Below are 17,806 nucleotides of genomic sequence, written 5' to 3' on the forward strand. Positions count from 1 at the left end.
ATCTGAGGTTGTCATGGGACTAAAAATTGAAGAATTAAAGGGCGGAAATATTGATTTAAATAAACCAGTTGTTCTTTATGAAGATGAGAACCACAGAGTGGCTTGGGTTGGAAGTTCTGAGGATTTTATATTTAGGTGCAATGCTTACCTAATTTCATCAGGGGACAAGAACGTCCTGTTAGACCCAGGAGGAATCCAGCACTTTCCTCAGGTTAAGGATAGGGTTTCACAGCTTATAGATCCTAAAGAGGTTACCCATATTGTTGCTCATCACCAGGACCCTGACGTTGCAGGGTCTACTCCTAAGTGGTTGGAGATTAATCCGGAAATAACAATCGTAACTACTCCAAGGACTAAAGTTCTTCTTCCCTACTACGGTTTTGATAGAAACAAAGTTAAATGGTTGGACGTTAGCGTTTTGGATGATACGATGCTTGAGCTTGGAGATGGAAGTACTTTAATCTTCCTTACAGCTCCATTCCTTCACTTTCCTGATGCATTTGTTACTTACGATTCAAAATCTAAACTGCTGTTTTCTGGGGACATTTTCGCTGCAATCCAACAGAAGTGGGAGCTTATCGTTTCTAATTTTGAAAGGCACAAGACAGAAATGATGTACTTCCACGTCTACTATATGGCTTCGAATAAGGCACTAAAGTACTTCGTCGATAAAATCAAGCCCTTCCCAATTGAAGCTATAGTTCCACAGCACGGTTCTATAATACCAAAGGAGTTTGTGAAGGATGCCCTTGAATTTTTAGAAAACTTGAAGTGTGGAATTGACCTCCTCTATGAGGAGTCTCCAATTCAGATAGTTTTAAGCGATTTAATTTAGATGGAGGAGCCATGGCAAGCAAAAAGGAGATGTTGGAGCAGGTTTTATCAGATTTGTCAGATTCTCTTGGAAGTGACCTTCTTGGAGCTCTTATTGCTACTCCTGACGGTCAGGTTGTAGTTTCCCTTTTGATGAAAGGTGACTTGAATGCCCAGAAACTTGCAGCTATGGCAGCTGCTGTTGTCGGTACGTCAGATAGACTTTCAAAACTTGTTGAGGCAGGAGACTTTCAGGATGTTCTCGTTCGCTGCGAGAGGGAAAACATTATGGCAAGAAGAACTGGAAGGAGAGCAATTTTAGTTACAGTTGTCAAGAAGGATGCAAATATAGGACTCCTTAATATAGAAATCGAGGATGCAGCAAGCAGGATTATCTCAATTTTGGGAAGTTAGAAGTTTTCGGAGCTCCCCAATAATGAAAGGTTCATTTAACTTAAAGTCGGGGAGCTCTTTCGAGTCTATTATCAATGCTATAAAGTTTTCTCCACTGTAAACTATGAGGAGAAAATATTTAGAGAAAGTCTCAACTATTTCCCCTTCGCTACAGTTTTTATAGGCTAACGTTTCCTTTATCAAATCTACAATAGAAACTTTAATTTCTGAATTATTCGACTCGTTAGTGATAATATACTTTATACTTTTTTGGTCAAAGAATTCGCTACTTACTCGCAGAATTTCCCTTTCTATCTCCGATGTAGTTCCTTTATCTTCTCTCAATATGTTTTCTTCAGTTTGAATTGTCTCAGAGAAATCACCAATGTCAGTAGAAAGTTCCTCTCCTGGAAGTTCAAATTTGTCAGATAAAAGAGAGAACAGCTCCATCTGCCCAATTTGACACCTTCCCTTTTCAACCTTTAACGGCATCAAATCTACAGATTTTATTTCGTTTTCCCTATCAAAGATGAACTTCAGTCCCTCTATCCCTTCCAAAATCCCATCATTTTCAACTACCACATCTATAATATTCTCTCCCTTTATCGAAACTTCCCCTTTCCAGTCTTTACCTTTAACTAAAAGAGTTTTCTTTGTATGAACTGAAAGAAGACCAAAGAGAACTTCCTGAAAGGTCAATGTTTACCTCGTCCTAAAATTTTGTCAATATCCTGTGATATTTTAAAAACCCAACTGCGAAGTTTCTTTAAACCTTTATCTATTGAAAAGTGAGGGGATAGTTCGGGGTCAACAATATAAACAACAAAGAAGTCCAGCTTTTTTGAGAATCCTTTAACTACAAAAACAATCTCTCTTGTATCCATCTGATAAATTAGCACCCTCGGCGGTTCAAAATTGGCTATTTTAAGTCCCGGATGAGATTTTTCATGAAATTTAAGAGCACTTTGAAAAAGTTTCTGGGCATAGGGTAACAATCTCTCCACATTATAGTTATCGTTCCTCTTTTTTAAAAAAATTTTAAGGCCATCCGTTCCGACAATAGCGGTTGATATCCAAGCAGTGTTCTCTACCTCTTCTGACCTTTTTTCAAAGAGTTCTCTTAAATTCCTTACCTCCTGTTCCTCCTTCCTTCTAAAAAGCCCAAACATTTAAATCTCTCCTGAAAGTTCTTCTAAAAATTTTTTAACCTCTTCCTGCTGGGTCGGGTCAATAACTTTAATTGGAACTCCTAAGAGGGAAAATGTCTCCTTTTTAGAGGATGTAAGCTTCTCAGGGTATGTTACCAAAAGCCTTTTAAAGGCAATTTTAAAGGATTCAAACTGGCTAAAAAAGTCAATATATAGAGATGCATCCCTAAGCGTTGCTGTTGATGGTACTAAGAAGAGAATACCGTCAAATTTGCTCCCGACTGTTTCCCAAATAAAATCAAACTTTTCTTGCCCAGGAAGACCGATAAAAACTATTTCTTTTCCCTTTATCTTAACACTGTTTATTTCGACTCCAACGGTAGTTGTCGTGGGGAGCGCCTCTAACGATTCTATGTCTATTTCATTTTCCTCTGTCCCAACAAATTCTTCAGGATTCACGTTTTTTATAAACGATGTTTTCCCTGCATTGTAAGGACCACAGACAATAACCTTTTTCACAACACCCCCTAAACAGCAAGTCTAAGTTTTAGTTTCTTCGCATAATTATAAACAACACTGTATTCTTCTTCTGTTATTCTTCTACATATCTCAGGAAAATCGCACGCTCTGTAGTAGGGGTAGTACTGGTCCATAATGTTGACGTAAGTTTCCCTTCCTAAGTTATCGGCAATCCAGTTCAAAATCTCTAAACTGTCATTAGTCCAGTTTGGCATTACAAGGTGCCTTATCATTACTCCTTTCTCTGCTATTCCATACTCGTTTACTTTAAGGTGACCCACTTGATTAAACATTTCGATTACCGCTTCCCTTACAACGTCTGGATAGTCAGGGACTACTAAGTACTTTTTTGAAAACTCATAGCTGAAGGTTTTAATATCGGGCATGTAGATATCAACCAATCCTCTAATTTCCCTAAGGACTTCAACGCTTTCGTAACCTCCACAGTTGTAGACTATTGGAACATTTAGTCCCTTTGTCTTTGCTATTTCAACAGCTTCAAAGATTTGAGTCACCTGATGAGTAGGGGTTACAAGGTTAATATTGTGGCATCCCCTTTTTTGAAGGTAGAGCATTATCTCTGAGAGCTCTTCAACAGTAATGTAATCTCCCTCCATAAGGTGAGAAATCTGGTAGTTCTGACAGAATACACACCCTAAGTTACACCCCGTAAAGAATATCGTTCCAGAACCTCCCCAACCAACCAGTACAGGCTCCTCTCCAAAGTGAGGGCCAAAGGAGGAGACCATGGGTTTATCCGTCACCCGGCAGTAACCAACATCGCCCTTACTTCTCTCTGCCAAACAGTTTCTTGGACACAACCTGCAGGGAGATATAAACTCCTTCAACCTCTCAACTGCCACATTTACTCCACAATGGCGTGTTTTAAAAGCATCGTTGCAAAGGCTCCCTTTGGAAGGAAGAAGAATAGATAGTTCCCTATCCTCTTGGTTTCCCTTGGGATAACATACGTCATTCTGTAGTCTCCCTTTATTCCAAGCTTCTTTAGGAGCTCCAAGATTTCCTCCAATTTCCACCCTTCCCTTTCCAAAACTCTCCTGTAGTAAATTTCTGAGTTAAGGAGCTTCTTTTTATAACCTAAAATCGTCCAGAACTTTGGAAGTTTCTCCACTTTCAACTCGTCTGGTATAAAGAATTTCTCTCCGCTTTCCCTTACGTAGTAACCAGAAAATTTCTCCTTTAAAAACTCCTCTAAGGATTTGTTCCAAAGATAAGATAAGTAGGAATCTATTAGGAAATTTTGAGACCATGATAACCTTTTCTTAGGTTTTTCAATTAATTTTTCTAAAATTTCCTTCCCTCTCTCCCAATTCTTAGAAGTTCTCTGGATATCGTAGTAGTTTATAAAGGCCGAGATTTCCTTAATTTTGAGATTTTTCACGTTAATGGCAAACTTGTTTCCCTTTAACTGACCAATTTTTACCTTCTTTTTCACTCTACCTAAAAACTTTAATTTAAACCAAGAGGTTTCATCTAAATGCTCCTCGTAGTAGTCACCCAAAAATTTTTCGGCTGAAACCTTTTGAAAAGTCAGAGCAAACCTATCCTTCATTCCGGCATAAGACAAATTAAATTTCTTGCATACCTCCCTTGTTGTAAGGTTTCTCTTTGCCAAAAGATAAAGGAAAAAATTTCCAGAACTTTCCATTTCAAATTCTGAAACTTCCCTTACTATAAAGTCCTCCGGCTTTTCCCTTTTCCAGGTGAACTCAACCTCTTTCAATAAGGCCTCCTAAGTAGAAGGAACCTGTTATCACAGACGGCTTCTTTATCTCTTTTATCCTTATTTTTCCCTTTACTATCCTTGGCCTCAGGCCTTTCCCTTCTGCAATTCTGACCAGTTCATCAATCGCCATTCCCCTCTCGTTTTCAATCTCAAGGAGGTGGAGCTCCCCCTTAGAAACTCTCAGGTAATCTCCAATAATGGAGAGGTTCTTCTCCTGTTCCTTATCCCTTAGTCCTGAGTAGTAAACATCACCGAAAATTTTCAGCTCAATCAGGTTTTTTACGAGTTTTGAGAGAGCTCCCTCATTGTGAGCAACATCAAATACAACCGGAGGATTAAAGTTCAAAACCTCAAATCTCCCGGGAAGCTTAACTCTAAACTCTTTAGGTATGAGGAAGTGCCTATTAAAAAACTTTTCTACAAAAATTTGCGAAGTCCTGATTGCTACGGATGCATTTATCGATTGGAATTCTCCAATCAGTGAGGTTTTTACAGGTAACGTTCCCATGTAGAAAAAGGAAGTTCCGTCAAGGTTAACTGAAACTTCATCTGCCCAAAAATCCCTACCGTAAATGTAGAGCTCCCCCTTAAATTTCCTTCTAACAACTTCCAAAACGTCTCTATTATCCGTTCCAACAACTCCAAACTCAGCACCTCTGAAAATCTCTGATTTCTCTTCAGATATTTCCCTTACCGTTGAACCTAAGTAGTTTGTATGGTCTAAAGAAACGTTTGTTAAAACGGCTACCTGGTGCTTCAGGACGTTCGTTGCATCTAACCTCCCTCCAAGTCCAACCTCAAAAACAGCTGCATCTACCCTTTTTTTTTCAAATATCTTAAGGGCAAGCAGAAGGGAGGATTCAAAGTAGGTCAACTGGAATCTCTCCACTACGGGTTTAATCTCTAAAAATACCCCGTTTAACTCCTCATCTGAGACTTCTTTCAAGTTTATCTTTATTCTCTCGTTAAAACGGAGAAGGTGAGGGGAGGAGAAGAGACCAACCTTAAGACCGTTTCTAACGAGCGCTTCTACTATCAGGTGAGAGGTTGAACCCTTACCGTTTGTTCCCCCTACAATGATACTCGGATACTCCTTTCTCCCTGATAATTCAACTGCCCCTTTTATTCTGTCAAGTCCGGGTCTCCAGACAAATTCCTTACCTTCAAAGAATCTCTCAAACAGAGTCAATCTGAACTCCAAAAGGGAGGAAAAAACCTCCCTTAGTTGTCCTCCTTCTTGTTGGACGTTCTATCGGTTATCAGCTTCTTTAGTTTTGATGAGATGTCCTCCTCCTTCTCCTGAGACTTTTCCTCTGTTAGCTCCCCCTCTTTTATCAAGCCCTTCGACTTGAGAAACTCAAAAACTTCCTTTCCAAAGGAGACCGGCCTTCCCTGAGGGTCTATAAAGATGTGCTGAGTAAATCCAACAGCTAAAACAACGTCCTCCCTGAGAACTCTGTAGTCAAACCTTATTCCCCTCGTTCCAATGTTCGTTATTGCCGTTTCAAGGGTTATAAGGTCGTCGTAAACAACGGGAGCAACGTACCTACAGGCAGCCTCAACAACGGGCATTAAAATTTGCCTCTGTTGAAGCACCTGTCTGTACTCCATTCCTAAAGCCCTAAAGAGCTCCGTTCTTCCCCTCTCAAAGAGCTCAAAAAACCTTGAGTAGTACATAACTCCGTAGGCATCAACCTCCGCCATAGATACTCTGTACTGCATACTCCCCACTATAACCTGTGGTTGTTGATTTTCCTTCTTTTCTTCCATTAGTCTCCTCCGTAGTACTCCTGAATAGGTTTAACGTCCAAGCTGGCCTTCCTCATTGCCTCAATTGCCATAACAGCTGCCTGAGCCCCTCTAACCGTTGTGTAGTAGGGAATCTTGTAGTTTACTGCAAGTCTCCTTATACTGTAGGCATCCCTCTTGGACTTTGTTCCTGTTGGTGTGTTTATTATCAGGCATATTTCGTTGTTCTTTATCAGGTCTCCGATATTTGGCCTTCTTCCCTCCTGAATCTTATACACAAGCTCAACGGGAATGCCCTTTTCCTTTAAGAAATTGTAGGTTCCTTCAGTTGAGACAATTTTGAATCCCATATCCGAAAGCTTTTTGGCTATTCCAAAAATTTTGGGTTTGTCCTTATCCTTGACACTTATAAAGACCTTTCCGCAGGAAGGTTCTAAGGGAAGTCTCGAACCTGATGCGAGCTGAGCCTTGTAGAAGGCAATTCCTAAGTTCCTGTCTATTCCCATAACCTCACCGGTTGATTTCATCTCAGGTCCCAAAACGGGGTCAACTTCGGGGAACCTGTCAAAAGGAAATACTGCCTCCTTTACCGAGTAGTAGGAGGGTTCAACTTCCCTGATTCCTAAATCCTTCAGTTTTTTACCCATTGATACCTTTGTTGCAATTTTCGCAAGAGGAATTCCGGTTGCCTTACTAACAAATGGAACGGTTCTTGAAGCTCTCGGGTTAACTTCAATGATGTATATCTCGTTGTCCTTAACGGCAAACTGAATGTTTATGAGCCCCTTAACCTTTAGTTCAAGAGCTATCTTCCTTGTAATCTCCTTAATCCTTTCAACTATTTCCCTCGAAACTGAAAACGTCGGGAGAACACAGGCACTATCCCCTGAATGGATACCCGCCTCCTCTATGTGCTCCATTACTCCACCGATAATAACGCTCTCTCCATCTGCAACGGCATCAACGTCAAACTCAACTGCATCCTCCAAAAACTTATCGATTAGGACCGGCTTTTCCTCGGAAACTTCGACTGCTTCTGCCATGTACTGGCGGAGCTCCGTCATGTTGTAAACGATTCTCATAGCCCTTCCACCCAAAACGTAGGAAGGCCTCATAAGAACCGGAAAGCCTATTTCCTCAGCAATTTTTTCAGCCTCCTCTAAGGAGCGGGCAATCCCTGAGGGGGGCTGCTTCAGGTCGAGTCTGTTGAGGAGCTCCCTGAACCTCTCCCTATCCTCAGCTATATCTATGCTCTCTGAGGAGGTTCCTAAAATCCTTACTCCAGCTCTTTCAAGAGGAACGGACAGCTTTAATGGAGTCTGCCCTCCAAACTGAACCATCACACCCAAAGGCTTTTCCCTTTCAACTATGTTCATCGCATCCTCGAATGTTAGAGGCTCAAAGAAGAGTTTGTCCGAGGTATCGTAGTCCGTTGATACCGTTTCCGGGTTGCAGTTAACCATGTGAGCTTCGTATCCGAGCTCCCTCAGTGCCCAAACCGCATGAACACAGCAGTAGTCAAACTCTATTCCCTGTCCTATTCTGTTTGGTCCTGAACCAAAGACCGTTACCTTCTTTTTTTCACTCGGATTTGCCTCACACTCCCTTCCATCGTAGGAGGAGAAGTAGTACGGAGTATAGGCTTCAAATTCTCCTGCACAGGTATCAACAGTCTTATAAACAACGGGAGAAATTTTCTTTCTCCTCTCCCTAACTCTCTCTTCGGAAGTTTTAAGAAGGGTTGCAATCTCCCTATCTGAGAATCCCCATTTTTTAGCCCAGAAGAGAACATCATCCGGAATGTTCTCTATCGAGTACTTTTTGACCTCTTTTTCAAGTTCAACCAACTGCTTTATGTTGTTCAGAAACCACCTGTCAATCCTTGAAAGCTCGTAAATTCTGTCTAAATCCCAATTCCTTCTAAAGGCCTCTGCTATGTACCAAACCCTGTCTGGAGTCGGAACTGCTATTTTTGTCTCAAGTTCCTCCTCCGTTACACTTTCAACACCCTTTAAGGTTAGTCCGTACCTACCGGTCTCCAGTGAGCGAATTGCCTTGTTGAGGGCTTCCTTGAAAGTTCTTCCTATCGCCATAACCTCGCCAACTGACTTCATCCTCGTAGTTAAAACCGGGTCGGCCTCCGGAAACTTTTCAAAAGCCCACCTTGGAAACTTGACAACGCAGTAGTCGATAGACGGTTCAAAAGAGGCTGGAGTTTTTTTCGTTATGTCGTTAGGGAGCTCGTCCAACGTATAGCCCACTGCCAACTTTGCTGCAATCTTAGCAATCGGAAATCCCGTTGCCTTTGAAGCCAAAGCAGATGAGCGGGAAACCCTTGGATTCATCTCTATAACGATAACCCTTCCATTTTCAGGATTAACTGCAAACTGAACGTTTGAACCACCCGTTTCTACGCCGATTTCCCTTATTATTGAAATTGCAGCATCCCTTAAAATCTGGTACTCCTTGTCCGTTAAAGTCTGTGCGGGAGCTACAGTTATAGAATCTCCAGTGTGAACCCCCATAGGGTCAAAATTCTCAATGGAACAGATTATTACAACGTTGTCGTTTAGGTCTCTCATTACCTCAAGTTCGTACTCCTTCCAACCGATAACACTCTCCTCTATTAAGACCTCACTAATAGGGGATGCATCAAGGCCTTTTCTAACAATCTCCTTGAATTCCTCCCTGTTGTAGGCAACTCCTCCACCCTCTCCCCCTAACGTAAATGCTGGCCTTATTATTGCAGGAAGGCCAACGTAGTCAAGAACCTCCATTGCCTCCTCTAAGGAGTGTGCCAGACCACTCCTTGGAACTTCAAGGCCTATCCTTAACATAGCCTCCTTAAAGAGCTCCCTGTCCTCTGCCTTTTTTATTGCCTCTACATTTGCACCTATGAGTTCAACACCGTACTTTTCTAAGATTCCGGTTTCGTGGAGCTCCACGGCCAGGTTGAGTGCCGTCTGCCCCCCTACCGTCGGTAAAAGGGCATCAGGCCTCTCTTTCTTTATTATCTTTTCAAGAACTTCCGTTGTTAATGGCTCAATGTAGGTTCTGTCTGCGATGTCAGGGTCTGTCATTATGGTGGCAGGGTTTGAGTTTACAAGAACGACCTCGTAACCTTCCTCTTTAAGGGCTTTACAGGCCTGAGTTCCTGAGTAGTCAAACTCTGCTGCTTGACCAATCTTTATTGGTCCAGAACCGATTATCAGGATTTTTTTCAAGTCCTCTCTCTTTGGCAAGGAAGCCTCCGGGAAAATTTTGATGTAATTTTAACTGAAATTATTTAAGGAGATACCATGAGAATAGCTATAACCGGAACGCCGGGAACAGGAAAGACAACTGTATCAAGGATTCTCTCCAAAAAACTCTCCTACCCTGTTTACAGTCTAAGTGAACTTGTAAAGAGGGAGAAACTCTACTCAGAATTTGATGAAAGGAGAAATTCCTACGTAGTTGATATTGAAAAATTGAAGGGATTTTTCAAAGGCAAGGAAAATTTCATAGCTGAGGGGCTTGTTTCCCACTATATTCCAGTTGACCTAATCGTCGTTCTCAGGGCAAAACCTGAAACAATCAGGGAGAGGTTGAAGGAGAGAAACTACAGTAAGGAGAAGGTGGAGGAAAACGTTGAGGCTGAAAGAATAGGATTTATAGCAACCGAGGTTTTTGAAGGTTCAGGAAAAGCCCGCGTGGTTCAGATTGACACAACAAGGAGAACTCCGGAAGAAGTGGCAGGACTCATAGGGAGAGCTCTAAAAGGGGAGGAGGTATTTGACGATGTCGACTGGCTGGAGGACGAGGAAGGAGGCAATTAAAGTTCTCTGTGCCTTTGAAGTTGATAAAAGGCTCAGGGAGCACTTAGAGCCTGTTCTCGTCAAATTCCCAAATCAGGACAGAGCATTCATAAAGGAAACTGTTTCGGGAACTGTCAGGTATTTAAAGCTTCTTGACTTCTCAATAGAGAGGGCAACGGAGAAAAGACTTGGGAAACAGTCATGTATAGTTAGGAATGGACTGAGATTAATAGCCTACCAGCTCTTCTTCACAGGCGTTCCTGCATATGCTGCTGTGAACGAGGTTGTTGAGGCAGTGAAGAGACTTTCGGGGAAAAAGAGTGCAGGTTTTGTCAACGCAGTTTCAAAGAAGCTCATAGGATTTGACTACAAAAGGGAAGTTGAAAGGATAGGGGACTTTTACGAGAGAATCTCTACCCTCTACTCCTTTGAAACGTGGATGGTTAAGAGGTGGCACAAATTTTACGGTGATGAGCTCATACCACTTTTAGATTCCTTAAACAGGGTTGCTCCGCTGTACGTAAGGGTTAACCTCTTAAAAATATCAGTGGAGGATTTTTTGGGCCTCTTAAAGGACAAGGGTATTGAGTCGGAGCTCCACCCCAAAATACCCCACATGGTCAGAATCAAGGGAAGAGTTCCCGTTGAGGAGATTCCCGGATACAGGGAGGGGTTATTCTATGTTCAGGACCCAGCCTCCTACCTATCGGCACTCCTCTTGGAACCCAAACCGGGAGAGTTAGTCTTGGACGTTGGAGCTGCTCCAGGAGGGAAAACTACGGCAATAGCTTCTCTTACAGGCAACAGAGCAAAAATTATTGCCGTTGATGTAAGTAGAAAGAGAATGGAACTTCTCCTTGAAAATTGCCGCCGATTAGGAGTTAAAAATGTTGAGACTGTCATTACAGACATTTCATCGGACAGGAATTTCATTAAAAAGTATGCCGGCAAATTTGATAGAATTTTAGTGGATGCTCCCTGCAGTGCTACCGGTGTAATAAGGCGACATCCTGAAGGGAAGTGGAACAAGAGCTTAGAATTAATTAAGCGCAATCAAAAAATTCAAAGGAAACTTTTATCCTCTTCTAAGGAACTTTTAAAGGAAGGAGGAAGGTTAGTTTACAGTGTTTGTTCCTTGGAGAGGGAAGAAGGAGAGGAAAATACAGATTTTGCACTCTCCTTAGGATTTCGCAAAGGGGAATTAATTAATTCTAGAGTCGGAATGAAAATAGGAAGAGGTGAGCTAAGGGTTTTTCCCCACAGGGATGGATTAGATGGATTTTACTATTCACTACTATCATAGGGAGGTGTTATGTCAGAAGTTGAGAATTTGGAGCTTAAAAGAGAGGTAATGCTGAAATTAATTAATGCTCTACTTGAAGGGGAGGATTTAAACAAAATAGCTGAAATCGTTAGTCTTGATCCTAATCTCTCCGTTAAACTTCTTAAATTTATAAATTCTCCCTATTTTGGTTTGAAAAAGGAAATAAAATCTATAATACAGGCTATCGCTTATTTAGGTTATAAAAACTTAAGGGATTATATATTTCTTCTACTAACCTCTTCCATTTTAAAAAATGCCTCTAAAGAGGAAATAAAAAGAGTAATTAAATTTGCCTATCTAATGAGGGAACTGGCAAAAAGACTTATGCCAGAGTATGAAGATGAAGCATTTATGGTGGGGATTTTGGACAGCGTTTATCAAGAAATAGGTGATGAAATAAAGGAAATCTTAGAAAAGGCAGGAGTTTCGGAGTATGTAATTAACGGTGTTTTAAGGGAAGACAGCAAACTGGGAAAATTAAAAGTATTAGCTAAAAAGGTACTTAAACTCTGCGATAAGGTCACAGAAGAAAGGGGAGAAGAAGTTATTGAAGGCCTCCCAGAATTAGCAAAAAAGGATATTGTAGAAAGTTGTCTTATAGCTGAGGAAGACGCAGAATCAATTTTATCTATCCTTTAAGCAGAAACCTCAGAAGGACTGTTGCGTATGAGCCGGGGGGGAGGGAAAACCTTACTTTTATTCTATTTTTTGTTTTCTCTAAAATCTTAAAGTCCTTTAGAAAAACAGCAGCTTTCCTCAGTCCATCTGTCATTACAACCATTCCCCCAACTTCTCTGTCAAACCATTCCTCTTTTACACCATACTTCCTTAAAACTCTCATCATTGCTCTTCTTAAAGTTTTATCCTTTACTTTAAATTCCTTTCCTGTGTAGGGGATTTGAAGCTCTTTTAGATACTCTACATCGGGAACCTCAATCCAATAGCTCAACTTCCAGTTATTTATAAATGGAATTCTTATAAAAGGATACTTTTCTTCAATGTACTCCCTCAGATACTCGTTCCACAGGAAGCTCTGATAGGCGAAGTTGAACATTAGTCTTACATTTTTCGGAAGAATTCTGAAGGCCTTTTCTGCTGAAAGCCCCCTCATTAATCCCCTTATCAGGTCCTTTTCATACTCCTCCAACGTTGGAGAAAGGGTTTTGTACAGTTTCCTCCAGTCCCCCCAGTACTCAACAGATGACTTTCCAAAAAAGTAGGACTTGAGAGCTCCCTCGAAATCCCCCCTTAGTAAGTACCTTAAGACAAAATCATCCCTACTCTTTACACTTCCAAACCTCTGTTCTCCAAAATAGTTTGGAAAACCATACCTTTTAACAATATCGTAGTTTCTGTAAAACCTCTCCCTCAGGTTCTTCTCAAAGTTTCTAACTGTAATCGTGAATCTATTCTCCCTTAAATCACCAAGTTTTAGAGGTCTTTCTACCTTTCCTAAGGGTTTAATGCAAAATCCGTACTCCTTTTCCCAGTTAAGATTTTTAACCTCTTTCCATCTTCCGTTAAATCGAAAACAGCGTTCGTCAATTTCATAGTTCGTAGGAATTGTTAAGTACTGCGTTGTAACTGCAAATCTGTCCTTTAAACCGGCAAACCCTATCTCCTTTAAAGGAATTTTTAGAAATCTGGAAATGACCCTTAAAGTCTCAAGAGTTGAAACGTTCCTCTTTTTTAGCTCGACAAGGTAAAAATTTCCCTCTTTCTTTAGCTCTAAAGCAGGAATCTCCTCAACTATAAAGTCCTCAGGAGTCCTCTTAATCCTCGTGTAGAGCTTCAAACTTCCTCCTATGTAGAGCTTAAAACAAACTCAACTGCCTTTAGGAAGTTATCAAAGGGGGGAGCTCCAACCTTTACAGCCAACCTGCATCCCGCTCTAAATCCCATCTCAACATCAGAATCTTTATCCCCTATTACTACACTCTCACTCACACTCACTCCAAAATCCTTGGCTGCTTTTTCAACTAAGAGAGTTTTTGGTTTTCTACAGTTACACTTCTCGTTAGGTTTATGGGGACAGAAGTAAAATCCGTCAATCTGAACATCGTAAGGCTTTAGGAGCTCCTGAAGCCTCCCATTTACAGCCCAGAAATCCTCCTCCTTAAAGTATCCCCTTCCTATTCCTGATTGGTTGGAAATCACAATCAGTAAAAACCCCTTTTCCTTTAAAAGCTTTAAACCCTCAGGAACTCCTTCCAATAGTTCTACCTTTTCAGGTTCGTGGATGTATCCAGGGTCGTAAATTAACGTATTGTCCCTGTCTAAGAAGGCTGCCCTTTTCAAGAGAAACTCCTGAAGCTGAGAGCTTCAGCTACGTGGTGGGTTTCAATCTCTTCCTTTCCTTCAAGGTCTGCAATAGTTCTTGACACCTTTAAAACTCTGTCAAAGCTCCTTGCAGAAAGGCCTAAAGCCTTAACAGCCCTTAAAAGAACTCCCTCAGCCTCATCTGTTAAAGAACAGAACTTCTTAACTTCCTTTTTTCCCATTTGACCGTTGAAGTTTATAGAGCTTTCCTGAAATCTCCTCCTCTGGATTTCCCAAGCCTTGATTACTCTATCCCTTACCGACTTTGAAGATTCTCCCTTTGTCTTTGACTTTAAATCCTCAGTTTTAACCGGAGGAACGGAGACGTAAAGGTCAATCCTGTCAAGTATCGGCCCTGAAATCTTAGTCCTGTACCTCTTTATCTGGTTTGGAGAACAGGTACAGTAGTGTTTTTCATCGGAAAACCCATAGTAACCGCAAGGGCAGGGATTGAGAGCTCCAACAAACAGAAAGTCTGCAGGAAACGTAGCAGAACCTGAAGCCCTTGAAACGGTTACAATTTTATCCTCTAAAGGCTGTCTCAATGCTTCAAGAACACTCCTTTTAAACTCAGGAAGTTCATCCATGAAGAGAACTCCGTTGTGGGCTAAGCTTACCTCCCCAGGCTTTACGTTTTTTCCTCCTCCTATTATTGAAACGTCTGAGGCGGACGTGTGTGGAGCTCTAAATGGCCTGTTTAAAACGGGAACTTGGTCTATTAAACCGGCAACGGAGTAGATTCTACTTGACTCTATTATTTCGTCCTCTGTCATAGGGGGAAGAATCGTAGGAATTCTCCTTGCAAGCATTGTCTTTCCAGAACCGGGAGGCCCTACCATTAAAAGGTTGTGCCTTCCGGCCGCAGCAATTTCAAGAGCTCTCCTTGCCTGATACTGACCTACAACGTCAGATAGGTCAACGTTGTAACTAAATTCAAGGAGAATGGAGCTCCTTTCAGGTGGCGTTATTTCCAAATCCCCGTTTATAAACGAAACGGCTTCAAAGAGAGTTTTAACTGGATAAACTGAAATTCCTTCAATTAGCAGGGCTTCTTCCGTATTCTGATATGGAAGAATTAACCCTTTTAACCCCCTTTCCTTTACAAGAACAGCCGCCGAGAGAATTCCCTTGACAGGCTGGAGCTCCCCGTTTAATCCCAGCTCCCCTGCAATCAAGTAATCATTTAAATTCTCAGGATTTACAAGACCTGATGATGCCAGAATTCCCAAAGCTATCGGTAAATCGTAGAGAGTCCCTTCTTTTTTTATATCTGCAGGGGCAAGGTTAATAACAATCTTTTTTGTAGGAAAGGGATACCCCGAATTTACAATAGCAGACTTAACTCTTTCCCTACTCTCCTTAACTGCTGAATCTGGAAGACCTACGATTACAGTTCCTGGAAGTCCACGGGAGGAGTCAACTTCAACCTTAACTAAGGTTGCATCTATTCCGATAGTCGTATAGCTGTAAACAAAAGAAACCATTAAGTTAGTTTCCTGAAATGTTATTATTTTTAAATGGTCGGGGCGACCCGACTTGAACGGGCGACCTCTGGCCCCCCATGCCAGCGCGCTACCAGGCTACGCCACGCCCCGACGCTACGGAAAATATATGTCCAACTTCTCCTAAAAACAAGGTTCAAAAATAAAAAGGGGGCAAAAGCCCCCTTCATTGATTTCAACTGAATTAGCTTAGAACTTGAGGTCAGCCTGAGCCCATACGTGGTGCTCAGCTTCATCGCCTCCTGCAACAGCTTCCATAGCATCGTCTGGGTCAAAGTAGTCGTAACCTACGCTGAGACAGAGGTTTTTGCTGTACTTGTACTTAGCCTCAAGGTCAGCTTCCCATCCAATGTCGTCGCCGTAGTTTTTCACTTTTTGCCAAGTATTGCCACTTTTCTGATATTCTACAACATCTTCAGCAGCTTGGAAATAGTGAATATCAAGTCCAAGAGCTAACTTATCAAGAGGTTTAGCATGGAGTTTTAAGTAAAGGTCTTCTACACCAGCAACGTTAAAGTACTTATCCTGACCTTTTACAGTTATTTTCATTGTTGGAGAGGCCACATGAAGAAGACCTGCTCCATTAAACTGGTAGAACGGAGTATTTACCCAAACAGTGTCAGCATGTCCTAACCACTTGTGAGCTGTTGGAAGAACTGACCAGAATGCATCAAGGTCATCATCATTTGGATTGTCATCACCAGAGTAATAGTCATATCCTAAGAATACACTTGGCGTCCAAGCAACTTGGTCAAAGTCAGCTCCAGCTCCTACGCTGAACATATAACCACCAAAATCTGGTTTCCCAGCACTACCACTCTGATAAGCACCTTCCAAGTTTACTTTAATCTTTGCAAAATCCGTATCAAATGCAGGAGTTACACGTCCATAAATTGTGTTTACATCTGCATCAACACCAAGAGCAGGGGTTGTTGGATTAACGTAAATATCTGTTAACTCGTAAGTTCCGCCAACTCCAAATGGCTTGAACTTACCCTGCCATGTAGCAACGTAGAGGTCAATGTCTGGTTCATCCTCAACTGTTGGAGTAGCCCAAGCTCCTAATTTGGCATCATCTTTAAGCTTTCCATAGAAGAACCCAGCAAGTCCGTAGTCTCCTGCTACGTAACCCACTAAAATACCGTCAAGACTTCTTCCAGCTTGAGACCAGCCAACAGCACCTACGAGCCTTTGATTACCGAGGTTAACTTCTTGACGACCGAGCTTGACAATTACATTGTCAATTCCAAATGGATTGGAAAGAAGCATATATGCTTCGTGCATATTAACAGTATTAGTTGTGCCACTTACTCCGTCTGACTCTGTTATTTTTTCTCCAAGAGCAAGTCCTTGACCGTTCTCTCCCCAGTAACCTACAGCCTGTGGTGTAAATACTGCAGTTACACCATCGGAAAGTTCAGCCTTAATTTTTAACCTTGCTCTGTAAGAACCAACAAGCTCTGCACCTTTTCCTGTTCCTACTTCCTGGCCCCACCATTCAAGTCTTTCTCTTAACTGTCCACCGATTGTTACTTTAGTGCTGCCCATATCCATATCGGCAGCCTTAACTGTAGCAGCAGGAGCCATTAGTGCTGCTGCAAGACCCATTAAGGTCACTGCTTTCAATGCCTTTCTCATTAGGACCTCCCCATTAAAGTTTTTCCAAGATAGTTGTTTCCTTTATCTTCAAGCTCAAAATTTAGCATTTTAAAATATCCCATGTCAAGCTTTCCTTTACGTTTCAATCTCTTAGGTTTGCAAACTTGCAAAAACAAGCTAAATTTCAGCTTTGACTTGAAATATATCAAAATTAGAAACAGTAGGAAAGTCCACCGTACATTGAACTAGTGCAGTTTTAAAGAGAAACAATCTGATAGAAAGAACCAGAAAACTCACATGGAACTTTAAGAAAAGAAAACAAGTAGGGAAAAAGAACCGCACCAGAAGAGGACTTAGAGCCGATAAACCCGGAACAGTCCTCATAGACGTCAAATACCTCTACTGGTGCGGAAAAACCTTCTACCAATTCACAGCTATAGATAAATTCACCAGAATAGGCTTTGCAAAGATTTATTCTACAAAAAGCAGCAGGAGTGGGAAACGATTCTTTCAAGAACTTGAAAAGTTTCTTCCCTTCAAAATAGAAAAGGTTCAAACTGACAACGGAAGTGAGTTTATAGGAGAGTTAGAGGATTACCTTAAGGAGAGGGGAATAGAACACTACTTCAGCTATCCGAGGTCTCCCAAGACCAATTCCCACGTTGAAAGGTTCATACAGACGGTGGAGAAGGAACTGTGGATGATAGAAGGAACTGAGCCGAAAGTTGATGAGATGAACAGGAAGTTATTTAGGTATCTGAACTTTTACAACTTCGTTAGGCCTCATCAAGGTCTTGGTTATAAGACTCCAGTAGAGAAGTTTGAGGAATATATTAAAAAACTCCAGGGTGTCCACCATGTATTGAACGAGAACAAGGGGTTGACAAATTAAAAAT

At 41.5% G+C, this 17,806-nt stretch carries 17 protein-coding genes, 1 tRNA gene and 1 pseudogene; 6 read left to right on the forward strand and 13 right to left on the reverse strand.

Annotation, left to right across the window (positions count from 1 at the left end):
- The first annotated feature begins 13 nt into the window (after positions 1-13).
- Positions 14-835, forward strand: coding sequence for an oxygen-binding di-iron domain-containing protein (locus tag FN732_RS04235; protein ID WP_142935081.1), 822 nt, complete (start codon positions 14-16; stop codon positions 833-835).
- Between the two features lie 11 nt (positions 836-846).
- Positions 847-1,227 (forward strand): roadblock/LC7 domain-containing protein, encoded by a 381-nt coding sequence (locus tag FN732_RS04240; RefSeq protein WP_142935084.1) that lies wholly within the window; start codon positions 847-849, stop codon positions 1,225-1,227.
- Here FN732_RS04240 and FN732_RS04245 read toward each other — a convergent pair.
- The 8 genes from FN732_RS04245 to carB are packed head-to-tail and all read right to left on the reverse strand — an operon-like array spanning position 1,210 to position 9,611.
- Positions 1,210-1,905 (reverse strand): hypothetical protein, encoded by a 696-nt coding sequence (locus tag FN732_RS04245; protein WP_142935086.1) that lies wholly within the window; start codon positions 1,903-1,905, stop codon positions 1,210-1,212. The two genes, FN732_RS04240 and FN732_RS04245, sit on opposite strands and share 18 nt — an antisense overlap.
- Positions 1,902-2,375 carry a hypothetical protein gene (locus tag FN732_RS04250; protein ID WP_142935088.1) on the reverse strand — a complete coding sequence of 158 codons (474 nt, stop codon included), beginning with the start codon at positions 2,373-2,375 and terminating at the stop codon, positions 1,902-1,904. Before FN732_RS04250 ends, FN732_RS04245 begins: the two co-directional genes overlap by 4 nt.
- Entirely contained in the window at positions 2,376-2,873 is a 498-nt protein-coding gene (locus tag FN732_RS04255) for an ADP-ribosylation factor-like protein (RefSeq protein ID WP_142935090.1), read from the reverse strand.
- Positions 2,874-2,881: 8 nt separating this feature from the next.
- Complete coding sequence (locus FN732_RS04260; RefSeq protein ID WP_142935092.1) at positions 2,882-3,736, reverse strand: radical SAM protein; 855 nt, start codon at positions 3,734-3,736, stop codon at positions 2,882-2,884.
- Positions 3,737-3,738: 2 nt separating this feature from the next.
- The gene (gene truD, locus FN732_RS04265; RefSeq protein WP_142935095.1) at positions 3,739-4,617 is read right to left on the reverse strand and encodes a tRNA pseudouridine(13) synthase TruD; all 879 of its coding nucleotides are present in this window, start codon (positions 4,615-4,617) and stop codon (positions 3,739-3,741) included.
- Positions 4,604-5,821 carry a bifunctional folylpolyglutamate synthase/dihydrofolate synthase gene (locus FN732_RS04270; RefSeq protein ID WP_142935097.1) on the reverse strand — a complete coding sequence of 406 codons (1,218 nt, stop codon included), beginning with the start codon at positions 5,819-5,821 and terminating at the stop codon, positions 4,604-4,606. The genes truD (FN732_RS04265) and FN732_RS04270 overlap by 14 nt, the downstream gene beginning before the upstream one ends.
- 20 nt (positions 5,822-5,841) lie before the next feature.
- The gene (locus tag FN732_RS04275) at positions 5,842-6,390 is read right to left on the reverse strand and encodes an acyl-CoA thioesterase (protein ID WP_142935099.1); all 549 of its coding nucleotides are present in this window, start codon (positions 6,388-6,390) and stop codon (positions 5,842-5,844) included.
- Entirely contained in the window at positions 6,390-9,611 is a 3,222-nt protein-coding gene (gene carB / locus FN732_RS04280) for a carbamoyl-phosphate synthase large subunit (protein ID WP_142935101.1), read from the reverse strand. The genes FN732_RS04275 and carB overlap by 1 nt, the downstream gene beginning before the upstream one ends.
- A 57-nt stretch (positions 9,612-9,668) precedes the next feature.
- Between carB and FN732_RS04285 the strand changes: the two genes are divergently transcribed.
- The 3 genes from FN732_RS04285 to FN732_RS04295 are packed head-to-tail and all read left to right on the forward strand — an operon-like array spanning position 9,669 to position 12,129.
- On the forward strand, positions 9,669-10,187 hold the full coding sequence (locus FN732_RS04285; protein WP_142935104.1) for an adenylate kinase family protein: 519 nt from the start codon (positions 9,669-9,671) through the stop codon (positions 10,185-10,187).
- Positions 10,150-11,469: a 16S rRNA (cytosine(967)-C(5))-methyltransferase RsmB gene (gene rsmB, locus FN732_RS04290; RefSeq protein ID WP_142935106.1), complete on the forward strand. Its 1,320-nt coding sequence runs from the start codon at positions 10,150-10,152 to the stop codon at positions 11,467-11,469. Before FN732_RS04285 ends, rsmB begins: the two co-directional genes overlap by 38 nt.
- A gap of 9 nt (positions 11,470-11,478) precedes the next feature.
- Entirely contained in the window at positions 11,479-12,129 is a 651-nt protein-coding gene (locus FN732_RS04295) for an HDOD domain-containing protein (protein ID WP_142935108.1), read from the forward strand.
- On the opposite strand, the gene truD (FN732_RS04300) is transcribed toward FN732_RS04295, so the two are convergent.
- From truD (FN732_RS04300) to FN732_RS04320, 5 genes are all read right to left on the reverse strand, one after another.
- A complete protein-coding gene (gene truD, locus FN732_RS04300; protein ID WP_246051333.1) occupies positions 12,119-13,285 on the reverse strand; it encodes a tRNA pseudouridine(13) synthase TruD in 1,167 nt (388 codons plus the stop codon). The two genes, FN732_RS04295 and truD (FN732_RS04300), sit on opposite strands and share 11 nt — an antisense overlap.
- Positions 13,286-13,293: 8 nt before the next feature.
- Positions 13,294-13,788 (reverse strand): D-glycero-alpha-D-manno-heptose-1,7-bisphosphate 7-phosphatase, encoded by a 495-nt coding sequence (locus FN732_RS04305; RefSeq protein ID WP_142935127.1) that lies wholly within the window; start codon positions 13,786-13,788, stop codon positions 13,294-13,296.
- Entirely contained in the window at positions 13,785-15,293 is a 1,509-nt protein-coding gene (locus tag FN732_RS04310) for a YifB family Mg chelatase-like AAA ATPase (RefSeq protein WP_142935129.1), read from the reverse strand. The genes FN732_RS04305 and FN732_RS04310 overlap by 4 nt, the downstream gene beginning before the upstream one ends.
- Positions 15,294-15,327: 34 nt before the next feature.
- Positions 15,328-15,404, reverse strand: a tRNA-Pro gene (locus tag FN732_RS04315).
- A 96-nt stretch (positions 15,405-15,500) separates the two neighbouring features.
- Positions 15,501-16,949: an alginate export family protein gene (locus FN732_RS04320; RefSeq protein WP_142935131.1), complete on the reverse strand. Its 1,449-nt coding sequence runs from the start codon at positions 16,947-16,949 to the stop codon at positions 15,501-15,503.
- Between the two features lie 214 nt (positions 16,950-17,163).
- Here FN732_RS04320 and FN732_RS04325 point away from each other — a divergent pair.
- Positions 17,164-17,802: pseudogene (locus FN732_RS04325) on the forward strand (integrase core domain-containing protein); the annotation flags it as partial.
- Positions 17,803-17,806: the final 4 nt, after the last annotated feature.

This window comes from Balnearium lithotrophicum (assembly GCF_900182585.1).
Lineage (GTDB): Bacteria > Aquificota > Aquificia > Desulfurobacteriales > Desulfurobacteriaceae > Balnearium > Balnearium lithotrophicum.

Coding starts and splice junctions, on each gene's coding strand:
- FN732_RS04310 (WP_142935129.1), bottom strand. CDS start 15,293: ATGGTTTCTTTTGTTTACAGCTATACGACTATCGGAATAGATGCAACC.
- FN732_RS04275 (WP_142935099.1), bottom strand. CDS start 6,390: ATGGAAGAAAAGAAGGAAAATCAACAACCACAGGTTATAGTGGGGAGT.
- FN732_RS04295 (WP_142935108.1), top strand. CDS start 11,479: ATGTCAGAAGTTGAGAATTTGGAGCTTAAAAGAGAGGTAATGCTGAAA.
- FN732_RS04240 (WP_142935084.1), top strand. CDS start 847: ATGGCAAGCAAAAAGGAGATGTTGGAGCAGGTTTTATCAGATTTGTCA.
- FN732_RS04320 (WP_142935131.1), bottom strand. CDS start 16,949: ATGAGAAAGGCATTGAAAGCAGTGACCTTAATGGGTCTTGCAGCAGCA.
- FN732_RS04285 (WP_142935104.1), top strand. CDS start 9,669: ATGAGAATAGCTATAACCGGAACGCCGGGAACAGGAAAGACAACTGTA.
- FN732_RS04250 (WP_142935088.1), bottom strand. CDS start 2,375: ATGTTTGGGCTTTTTAGAAGGAAGGAGGAACAGGAGGTAAGGAATTTA.
- rsmB (WP_142935106.1), top strand. CDS start 10,150: ATGTCGACTGGCTGGAGGACGAGGAAGGAGGCAATTAAAGTTCTCTGT.
- FN732_RS04235 (WP_142935081.1), top strand. CDS start 14: ATGGGACTAAAAATTGAAGAATTAAAGGGCGGAAATATTGATTTAAAT.